The following is a 9,519-nucleotide window of genomic DNA, read 5'->3' as shown; positions in this document are numbered from 1 at the left end:
AACTTGCTCTTTTTTGATTCTGATACCCCGTCCGCTTGCGGCGGGGTAGTTCATTACTTCTGATTCTCGAAACTTTGCGTATGGGTAATTAATCGAGGTACTCATTTAAAGTTTAGTAGTCGGAGATTGCAGATCTTTAAAGGGAGGATAAAAAACTCATATAGAGATGAAACTCTGTGATCGACTCTCGGTCTCTCCGTAGAAATGCCGTTGTGAGGCAGTATCATAAGCGAATAATTTAGATGTGCAAATGCAAGAGGGCTGTTGAGTGATTGGAGTTTGAATAATTCAACGTTGGAGATTTCCAACTGCAAATTCAATTCAATCCGGTCTATTACTAAGCGCTAGTACACCGTTTCATCTGCATCTCCACCCGTTGAGAAGCACCACCTTTTCGAACATCATCAGGGTAGCTTTTTAGTTCAGTATCCACTTTTAGCATCGTACCCGGTTCATACGACGGTTTCAGCCCCTTGTTTTAGAAACGTGCGTAACGTCCCCTGATTTCGTCATTGCTCATTATGGCTAATACTGTAACCCAGGAACTCAAAAGCGAAAGTTTAGAACTGCTGAAGCAGTATCACACTTGTCCTTCAGCAGACCTCCGCAATCAGCTTGTGCAAATGAACCTCGGATTGGTACGGCGCGAGGCTCACCATTGGATTAATCAATGTACCGAAAGCTACGACGATCTCCTACAAGTTGGAACGCTGGGTCTAATCCGGGCAATCGAGCGGTTTAATATGACCAAAGGGCATGCGTTCAGTTCCTTTGCTATTCCCTACATTCGCGGTGAGATTCAGCACTATCTTCGAGATAAAGGCAGCCCTGTGCGGATTCCGCGTCGTTGGCAGATGCTCCAGCGCCAGGCTGTAAACGTCACCCGTGACTTGCGTGAACAGCTACATCGTCAACCGACGGACGTTGAAATTGCAGATGCGATCGGCATTTCCGCCGAAGAATGGCAAGAAATCAAATTAGCGTCCCGCAATCGCTCCCCCCTAAGCCTTGACGCTCCCATGAGCGATGAGGATGAAGCATCCGTGTCTCTGGGTGAAATGCTGCCCGATTCTCAATACAAGAGCTTTCAACTGGCGCAGGAAGATCGCATCCGGCTACAACAGGCATTGGTACAGCTTGAGCAACGCACTCGCGACGTCCTGGAGTTTGTGTTTTTGCATGATTTAACCCAAAAGGAAACGGCTGAGCGTTTAGGAATTAGCTCGGTTACCGTCTCTCGCCAGGTAAAAAAAGGACTCAAAATGTTGAAGACGATGATGAGAGCTTATTCAGAAGCCTAACGTTTCGAACATCAAACTCTACGTTGATCATGAATGCACTGCGTTGTCGTTTTTACTGCCTCACGGTGCATCCATTTTCTGGGTGAAGGTTTGCTAGACGCACGTCTGCATCAGTGTTACGGCCAATTCTTCTATGCCTCAATTTGCCTTAAGACATGTCTAACGACATCCGCAGATACTTCATTCACAATCTCAACTGTTCCAATACCCGTAGGCAGAATGAAGCGTACCTTTCCATCTTCGACCTTTTTATCTGCTTGTAAGAGGGTAACAAGCTGATCATGGTCTAAACCTGCCGGACTATGGGCAGGCAATCCAGCCTTGCGGATCAGGGCAGTTTGGCGATCGCTCAATGCCTTTGACCACATGCCCAACTGCACCGCAATTTCACCCGCTGCTACCATTCCCATCGCAACGGCCTCGCCGTGGGTTACAGCCGTATATCCGGTAATACTCTCAATGGCGTGGCCGATGGTGTGTCCGTAGTTCAAAATGGCGCGTAATCCGGCCTCTTTTTCATCCTTGCTCACCACGATCGCCTTCGCCTGACAGGAGCGCAGCAAGATTGTTTGCAGTAGTGAAACCGGGACAGCCGCATACTCGCTGAGATCCGCCGTTGCATCTAGTTGCTCGAATAAATCCGCATCCCAGATCACCCCATACTTAATCACCTCTGCCATCCCAGCTCGGAACTCCCGTACCGGAAGCGTATCCAGCATTTGCGGATCAATCAAAACCAGGCGAGGCTGATGAAATGCGCCAATCAAGTTCTTGCCCAGGGGATGATTCACCCCCGTTTTGCCACCAATCGAGGCATCCACCATCGCCAGTAGCGAGGTCGGCACTTGGATAAACTGAATGCCCCGCAACCAGGTTGCCGCTGCAAACCCCGACATATCGCCAATAATGCCGCCCCCCAGAGCAACAATCGCTGACGAGCGCTCCATCCGATGGGCGTAGGCGGCATCGTAAATACCTTCCACAGAGGCTAGGGTTTTGTGGGGTTCGCCATCGGGAATCAGATGATAGGCAACATCAAAGCCAGCCTGTTCTAGAGAGGCGATCGCCCGCTGTCCATAGAGATCAAACACCGATGGGTTAGACACCAGCAGCATCTTTTTACCCAACTTTCGCTGCTTACCGTGATCGAGAATCCAAGCGCCCAGATGATCCAATCCGCCCGGTGCAATCACCACATCGTAGGGATTTTGCGGCAACTCAACGGTGATGACGGACTTCTCTTGAACGACTCCCATAACGACCTACCTGTTAGACCTCTGTGGGCAGTATTCTACTTCACAACGGGAGGCAACCGCATCTCGGTCTAGGGTTCAAACCTGAAAGGTGTGCAGATTTGCGGCGATCGCTGTGCATCGAGTCTCCACAAAGTGGTTGAATAGTTGTATAAAACTGTCAAATTACAGGAGATTTTTAGATGGCTGCCCTGTTTAGCTACTCATTCATCTACTTGGGATTTTTGGGCTTGGCAATTGGTCTGTACTTCACCTTAAGAGCCGTTAAGCTAATCTAACCCGTTGCAGGTCATATCAGCCCGCTTGAATACTGATTGTTTGTACGGGCGGGTTTAGCCGACAGAACCTAGCTAATATCAGGATTCTGATTGCAAAACCTGCCCTACGCACCCGGCCTGGATCATTGATAAACCGGATTGGATAGGGGGACTGACCTACCACTGGTCATAATGCTAGATTCCTCTCTCGAAAGGAGCGTATCAGGTGATTCCGCGCTGTAGTCGCGGTGGTGTTCGGCAAAACAGGTCTTCACAAATGACGGTGTCCCCAGACGTACAAAGTTCATCCCGTTGGACGCAATTTTGGGAACAGCGAGCCTTACAACGCTTTAGACAATCTCGCTCTGGCATGATCGGGTTAGGACTGACCGTGTTGATTCTGCTAGCGGCGATCGCCGCTCCGGTGCTCAATCCCTACAATCCAGCAAGCGATCGCAACTATGCGCTGCGCCTCAACCCACCGACGCTCGAGCACTGGTTTGGCACGGACGGATTGGGGCGCGATATTTTGACCTTGGTTTGGTACGGACTGCGAATATCGCTGGTGATTAGCGTGGTCTCAGTCGGGATTGGACTGGTCATCGGAGTCTTGTTGGGACTCATGGCAGGCTACTTTCGGGGCTGGCTGGAAGCAGGCATTAATTGGATCACGGATGTTATGCTGGCCTTTCCGTCGGTTCTACTGGCGATCGCCCTAGTCACCATTACTGGCCCCAGCAGCAGCAGCGTTATGATGGCAGTGGGGTTGGTGCAAGTTCCCAAGTTTATCCGGCTGACCCGCAGTATGGTGCTGTCCCTCCGTGAACAGGAATTTGTGCAAACTGTGCGCGCCTTCGGTGCCCGATCAAGCCGCATCATCTTCATCCACATCCCACCCGCCAGTCTCGCGCCCATTATCGTTCAGGCCACCCTAGCCACAGGCACGGCAACGTTAGAAGCCGCAGGTTTAGGGTTTCTAGGCTTAGGGGCTCAACCGCCAACGCCCGAACTTGGTACCATGCTCTCCGATGCTTTCAAGGGTGGATACTCCCTGTCGTCGCCGTGGACGATCGTGTTTCCAGGGCTATTTATCACGCTGATGGTGTTGGCCTTTAACTTATTAGGCGATGGACTCCGGGATGCCCTCGATCCCCGGATGAGCCACGAATGAGCCATGAAGCAAAAGCACAAATTCGCCATCGAAGCTTGATGACTCCGATGGCGAAGATGTATCTAAACCCAAATTCGTTCAGCACTAAATGAAATCGCTGGCGATTTGGACAATATCGTTAACGCTCAGGCTGTCAGCCTCGATGCCTTTGATTAGGGCTAGAGTCGTTTTACCCACGGTTACAAGCGCATTTCGGCCGTGTTGGGTAATGCCCAGATCATCGAGATTAATGTTATCGGTCAATGCCAGCAAATCTTTGCCAAGCTTGAAGTCTTTAATGAGGTGGTTCTTGCCTTTGCCATCAAAGACAAACCAGTTTTTGCCGCTACCACCCACAAGGCGATCGCGCCGTCCCCCCGCAATCAGCACATCATCTCCATCCCCCCCTACGAGGCTATTCTTACCCGTTAGCCCTGCGAGGATATCATTACCAGTCTTACCGAAGATGCGATCGTTACCTTTGCCACCGTTAATAATATCGTCGGCAATACCCCCCAGAATCTTATCCGCGCCCGATAATCCTAGGATAAACTCGCTGATATCGCTTCCGGTGAGGCGATCGCCGCGATCGCTACCCCGATTCATATTGATAATTTCCCAATCTCCCAAAAGATCGGCTGTGTTGAGCGCATCTAGCACGCTGCCGACGCCATCCAGCAGGTCTAGATCATCAATGACATCAGCGATGTCGCCATCTTTGAGATTGCCAACCACGTCCCCCACATTGTCAAAGAGATCGTTAATCGCTAGCTTGTCAAAGAGATTGGTTAGGGTGTCTATGGAAAGACCTTGAAAGAGATCAACCAATTCAATCTTCTTCAAAACCTTGGTATCACTCAATCCATCCAGGAGATCATTCAAATCATTGCCAAGATCTCCCAAATCTACGGAGCCAATATCTCCTAGATTGAGGAGCGTATCAAACACATCCGCCAGATCTAAAATCTCGTTATCCAGCGCAACATCAAATAGTAGATCTCCTAAATCCAAGCTACTCAGCAGTACCAAGCTCCCAAATCCGTTGAACAAATTACCGAGATCAAGGATATTCAACCGATCGAACTTCAGATCATCCAGAAAACCTACAATGTCGGCATCGTCTAAAAAGTCGGTGAGATCATCGACTAGTCCGCCCAAATTAATATCAAAGAGTCCCATGTTCTTATCCCTGTTCTTATGAACCGTAGTGATGTGATTGGCTGCTTTGCCGAGTTAGATGGGTTGAACAATCGTCAACTTGCCCGTAACCACACTCCGCCTGATTCACACATGTCATAGCAAGTATGACTCGTTCGTCTTGCCCACAGTTCCGAACCAATCTAAAAAGTGGCCTACTCTGGAAACGGCTGCCCTAATGACGGTCTTCTACGTTTCACCTAAAATCCGAACTAGAGGAAGGTTTAACACGATACGATAGATAGGTCGCATACGCCAACGGGAAGGAATGATCATGCCTGCTCACGATCAAAAAACTGTCACACCGGACGCCGTTACGTCTTCACCCGTCTCCCCATCCGATGCGGCGATCGCCCTCACAAAAGCCTCTTCCCCGACATATCTACAGCCTGCTCCCTTGCCAGGAAATCGCCCTGTTGCCGACAACGTAACGGATGATATTGACGATCTATTGGGATATCTAGACTAATTTCAGTCAAATTCAACGGATTGGGTTTCACCGTTGTATCGTTTAGGGATCGAATACCGATTTCTGAAATGGCAGCTACAGCTCAAATACTAGAATCGCTGATGACACAACGCATCGTCAGCTCAAAACTCAAAACTGATATAAGCTCTGGGTGTATGCAGCAAGTGTTTCAACGGTAACGGTACGGGCGTAGGAGTTGGGATAAGATTCTTCTGCACATCCACGGAGGCATTGGAAAAGTCTTTTATACTGGGCATGTGTATCCTGCGTCCTATTGTCTTACCCCCATGTGATTGTGAGCCGATGCCATACACCACCGATGAGCTGATTCACATTCTTGATCAGGAGCTAAGAGCGCACTGGAAGGGCGAGCGTGTCCTCTTGTCCTCCGAAGATCGCTTGGAAAATTCGGTAATTGCTAAGGCATTAGGATCAGAAAAGCTCAGCAAAGTATTTGCCTACCAAGATTTCCGCGATCAAATCCATCAATACCAGCTAGACCATCAGGTTTCCGGACTGATCTGGAAAGTACGACGATTTCAGACTCATAGCGTGCGATCGCCCGAATTGCACAATCAACTCATTCCCATTCCCAGTGATAAAGAGGTTCTAGTCCAAGCCAGGGAAGACGTTCTAGTGTTTTGGCGTCAAGCAACGCAGGGCATGACCTTCTGGCTGGCTGGCTACGATCCTCAGCACATTACAGTCGCCTATGTGGAGGAACTGGTGCGGCAGACGGAATGGGCGGAAGTCGATGCGGCTCAAACCGAGATTTACCTTAGTTTATGCTGGGGCGATCCTAAAACCTGCCACTATCAGTGGGCACAACCTGACTCTGGCTGCATCCGAATCATTGCCGCCATGTCGCAACCCGGTTCAATCAAGGTATAGTGATGAAGCAGGACTGCGATTAAGTAGCAATTCGTTTCGCTGTAGGGAGTAGGACAATGCCAGAGGCTGTAGGGGTTATTCAAACATTAGGGTTTCCTGCCGTTTTGGCAGCAGCAGATGCCATGGTCAAGGCGGCGCAAGTGACGCTTGTTCACTATGATCTTGCAGAACGTGCCAACTTTATGGTTGCCATTCGGGGCAGTGTCCAAGAAGTTCGCACAGCAGTGGATGCAGGCGTAGAGGCCGCTCAGAAGTGTTTTGGTGGTGTCGTTGAGCACTACTACATCGTGCCGAATCCCCCTGAAAATGTTGTGGCGGTACTTCCCATTGAGTACACCGAGGACGTGGAGCAATTCCGATTTTTGTGATGCTTAGTTCGCTGAGCTGAGGAGCGATCGCTTAATCTACAGGTGCGATCGCTTACCTATCTGAACGATAAAACCTATAAATAAAACTATACAATCCCTAAGTAAATAGTTATATTTCGATGCTGAACATAATACGGAATCTTCGCTAAAATTCGGCATTAGCCTCGTACAATTGATTAGGGTTTATACAAGGGATTGGATCGGTAACACTGGGCGATCGCTCATGTCGGATCATCCATCTCACGATTCATAAAGAGCAGGAAAGCGGTGATGTCACTGGATGCAGTTGGGTCGCTAGAAACAAAAGGATTTCCCGGTGTGTTAGCAGCAGCCGACGCGATGGTTAAAGCAGGTCGCGTAACGCTGGTGGGCTACATCCGTGCTGGAAGCGCCCGATTCACGGTTAACATTCGCGGAGACGTATCAGAAGTTAAAACCGCGATGGAAGCGGGGATTGCCGCTGTTGATAAAGTTTACGGTGGCGCATTGGAAACGTGGGTTATTATTCCTCGTCCCCACGAGAACGTGGAATGTGTTCTCCCCATTGGTTACAGCGATAGTGTGGAGGAATTCCGCAGTGCTGTCAGCAATCCTCGCATTCTCGGCCCTGCAAACGGTTCTATGTAGGGAATTAACCCTCTAAGACTTAAATTTTCTCGAAAAAAATTCATTGTCTATAATGCGGAATGTTCAAATCTTGGCTTCCGCATTTTTGTTCGCTCGGATAGGCAATACTCATCCGATCACCCTATGCCAATCCAAGCTAATAGGCTCCCGCCTTCTGTAGCATGACCTGAACCGTCCTAAAAATGATTTGTAGATCTAACCACAACGACCAATTCTCGATGTAACGCGTATCCAGTCGCAAAACATCCTCAAAGTTGTCAATATCGGAGCGTCCTGAAACTTGCCAAAGCCCAGTAATTCCAGGGAGAACTTCATGACGGATGAAGTGGTGCTCAGCAAACTTTTCAACATCCCTAGTAGGCAGTGGACGAGGGCCAACAAAACTCATTTCTCCAAACAATACGTTGAAGACTTGAGGAAGCTCATCTAAGCTATATTGCCGTAAGAATTTGCCTACTCTGGTGATTCGGGGATCGTCCTTAATTTTGAACAGAATACCATCTTTGTTTTGGTTCTGTGCTTCTAGCTGTTTCTGTAACTCAGCCGCATTTTGCACCATGGTTCGAAACTTCCAAACTTTGAACGGCTCGTTGTGTAGCCCGATGCGTGTTTGTTTATAAAGAATTGGCCCTGGTGAATCGAGCCTAATCAAAAGGGCGATCGCCAAATAAATTGGAGATGCTAGTGTAATAAGTAAAGACGCAAGTATAAAGTCAAATGTTCGCTTGAGCTTAAAATCAAGTCCAGTGATTGTCGGCGGTGCAAATCGGATACAAGGAACTCCACCTACGGTCGAAAACTCCGATTTCCGAAACAAAGGTTCTAATCCAATCGATAGGAAATAGAGGGTAATCCCAGAGTTACGCATTAACCAATACAAATACATTGGATTCTGAATGGGCGATCGCGAACACACATATACTTCAGAAACACCCATCTGACTTATCTGGTTAAGAATATTGGCCGGATCTCCACTTTCTAGCTGATCAATGTTTCCCCAACCCGCAAATCGATAATAGTCTTCCTGTTTCAAAAGTGAGGCTATACTCTCAGCGTCATCTGGATGGCAAAACGCAAAAACAGGGTGACGTATTGCCCCTCGATGACGAATTACCCTAGCTGATACGTCAATAAGCACTCGCCCTAAACAAACAAAGATGATACTTAGAAGCCAGGAGAGTAGAAACGTTGAGCGCGAAAATAAAGCATCTGGAATATACAGAAAAGCTGTCAGTAGAGTTAGAATGTTCGCTATAGTTAACGATTTAAAAATAGCTAAATAGTTTCGGCGAGCATCTCCCGCTTTATACAATCCCGAAGCAGCCATCAGTGAAACTTGTAACGCCACTAAAGTTATCAGGAATGAGTGATTGTCTTGGGTGTTCCATAATGGATTCCAGTCTGTTCCACAGCTTTCTGCAAACCATCGTGCGGCTATTAGAAGTGCTATATCTAGAACCAGTAGAGAGAGGATTCTTAGTTGTCGAATCCAACTACCCCGACTGATTTGAGAGACAGTAGGTGAACGAAGATCCGTTCTCATACTCTGCTTTAATGAACTGATATTATTTGAGTCAGTCAATAATTTTTTTAGCATAGTTACTTAAAATCTACCTACTGATAGAATTTAACCGATTAGTTCTACTGTAAAATTTAAAGAATAGATGAATTTTATTGAAATTTCAAAGTTAACAGTATGTTGAAATGTTAATCATCTAAAAATGAGTTTTCAAACTTTTTAATGCTTAGAAGTGTCAGTATTTCTATCATTAGGTATCTACATATTGAGCTTTCAAATGCTCTAAGTTGGTGTTTTTTAACTAAATCTGACAAAAGTAGTCTTAACTGGCGTTGTTGCATGAAAGAGGGGTTGCGGAAGGGTAGAGGCATGGTAAATTTCAGTTACCACACATAAAACCTGCCATGAAACCTCAATACCGCATCCGCAACTGGTCAGAGTATAACGCTGGATTGAAGGCTAGGGGAAGCCTCACCTTCTGGATCGA

The 9,519-nt window shown here is 47.8% G+C and carries 10 protein-coding genes; 7 read left to right on the top strand and 3 right to left on the bottom strand.

Features of this window, described 5'->3' with window-relative positions:
- The first annotated feature begins 521 nt into the window (after positions 1-521).
- Positions 522-1,301 carry an RNA polymerase sigma factor SigF gene (locus tag IGR76_10225; GenBank protein MBF2078872.1) on the top strand — a complete coding sequence of 260 codons (780 nt, stop codon included), beginning with the start codon at positions 522-524 and terminating at the stop codon, positions 1,299-1,301.
- Positions 1,302-1,432: 131 nt separating this feature from the next.
- Here the strand turns inward: IGR76_10225 and IGR76_10220 are convergent, their stop codons facing one another.
- Complete coding sequence (locus IGR76_10220) at positions 1,433-2,557, bottom strand: 3-dehydroquinate synthase (GenBank protein MBF2078871.1); 1,125 nt, start codon at positions 2,555-2,557, stop codon at positions 1,433-1,435.
- A gap of 179 nt (positions 2,558-2,736) precedes the next feature.
- Between IGR76_10220 and IGR76_10215 the strand changes: the two genes are divergently transcribed.
- The gene (locus tag IGR76_10215) at positions 2,737-2,832 is read left to right on the top strand and encodes a cytochrome B6 (protein MBF2078870.1); all 96 of its coding nucleotides are present in this window, start codon (positions 2,737-2,739) and stop codon (positions 2,830-2,832) included.
- 256 nt (positions 2,833-3,088) lie between these two features.
- The gene (locus IGR76_10210) at positions 3,089-3,982 is read left to right on the top strand and encodes an ABC transporter permease (GenBank protein MBF2078869.1); all 894 of its coding nucleotides are present in this window, start codon (positions 3,089-3,091) and stop codon (positions 3,980-3,982) included.
- Between the two features lie 84 nt (positions 3,983-4,066).
- Here IGR76_10210 and IGR76_10205 read toward each other — a convergent pair whose 3' ends face one another.
- Entirely contained in the window at positions 4,067-5,140 is a 1,074-nt protein-coding gene (locus IGR76_10205; protein MBF2078868.1) for a hypothetical protein, read from the bottom strand.
- A gap of 292 nt (positions 5,141-5,432) precedes the next feature.
- On the opposite strand from IGR76_10205, the gene IGR76_10200 reads away from it, so the two are divergent.
- The 4 genes from IGR76_10200 to IGR76_10185 all read left to right on the top strand — a co-directional run bounded on the left by IGR76_10200 (position 5,433) and on the right by IGR76_10185 (position 7,513).
- Positions 5,433-5,627, top strand: a complete 195-nt coding sequence (locus IGR76_10200; protein ID MBF2078867.1) for a hypothetical protein — start codon at positions 5,433-5,435, stop codon at positions 5,625-5,627.
- A gap of 303 nt (positions 5,628-5,930) precedes the next feature.
- On the top strand, positions 5,931-6,518 hold the full coding sequence (locus IGR76_10195; GenBank protein ID MBF2078866.1) for a hypothetical protein: 588 nt from the start codon (positions 5,931-5,933) through the stop codon (positions 6,516-6,518).
- A 56-nt stretch (positions 6,519-6,574) separates the two neighbouring features.
- Entirely contained in the window at positions 6,575-6,886 is a 312-nt protein-coding gene (locus tag IGR76_10190; protein MBF2078865.1) for a BMC domain-containing protein, read from the top strand.
- Positions 6,887-7,156: 270 nt separating this feature from the next.
- A complete protein-coding gene (locus IGR76_10185; GenBank protein MBF2078864.1) occupies positions 7,157-7,513 on the top strand; it encodes a carbon dioxide-concentrating mechanism protein CcmK in 357 nt (118 codons plus the stop codon).
- A gap of 136 nt (positions 7,514-7,649) precedes the next feature.
- Here IGR76_10185 and IGR76_10180 read toward each other — a convergent pair whose 3' ends face one another.
- Entirely contained in the window at positions 7,650-9,110 is a 1,461-nt protein-coding gene (locus IGR76_10180; GenBank protein MBF2078863.1) for a sugar transferase, read from the bottom strand.
- Between the last annotated feature and the right edge of the window lie 409 nt (positions 9,111-9,519).

The sequence above is a fragment of the Synechococcales cyanobacterium T60_A2020_003 genome (assembly GCA_015272205.1).
Lineage (GTDB): Bacteria > Cyanobacteriota > Cyanobacteriia > RECH01 > RECH01 > JACYMB01.
This window is presented reverse-complemented; position numbering and strand designations above follow the sequence as displayed.

Excerpts from the sequence above, each read along its gene's own strand:
- IGR76_10195 (MBF2078866.1), top strand. The coding sequence starts at position 5,931 with ATGCCATACACCACCGATGAGCTGATTCACATTCTTGATCAGGAGCTA.
- IGR76_10225 (MBF2078872.1), top strand. The coding sequence starts at position 522 with ATGGCTAATACTGTAACCCAGGAACTCAAAAGCGAAAGTTTAGAACTG.
- IGR76_10200 (MBF2078867.1), top strand. The coding sequence starts at position 5,433 with ATGCCTGCTCACGATCAAAAAACTGTCACACCGGACGCCGTTACGTCT.
- IGR76_10210 (MBF2078869.1), top strand. The coding sequence starts at position 3,089 with ATGACGGTGTCCCCAGACGTACAAAGTTCATCCCGTTGGACGCAATTT.
- IGR76_10205 (MBF2078868.1), bottom strand. The coding sequence starts at position 5,140 with ATGGGACTCTTTGATATTAATTTGGGCGGACTAGTCGATGATCTCACC.
- IGR76_10185 (MBF2078864.1), top strand. The coding sequence starts at position 7,157 with ATGTCACTGGATGCAGTTGGGTCGCTAGAAACAAAAGGATTTCCCGGT.
- IGR76_10180 (MBF2078863.1), bottom strand. The coding sequence starts at position 9,110 with ATGCTAAAAAAATTATTGACTGACTCAAATAATATCAGTTCATTAAAG.
- IGR76_10220 (MBF2078871.1), bottom strand. The coding sequence starts at position 2,557 with ATGGGAGTCGTTCAAGAGAAGTCCGTCATCACCGTTGAGTTGCCGCAA.
- IGR76_10215 (MBF2078870.1), top strand. The coding sequence starts at position 2,737 with ATGGCTGCCCTGTTTAGCTACTCATTCATCTACTTGGGATTTTTGGGC.
- IGR76_10190 (MBF2078865.1), top strand. The coding sequence starts at position 6,575 with ATGCCAGAGGCTGTAGGGGTTATTCAAACATTAGGGTTTCCTGCCGTT.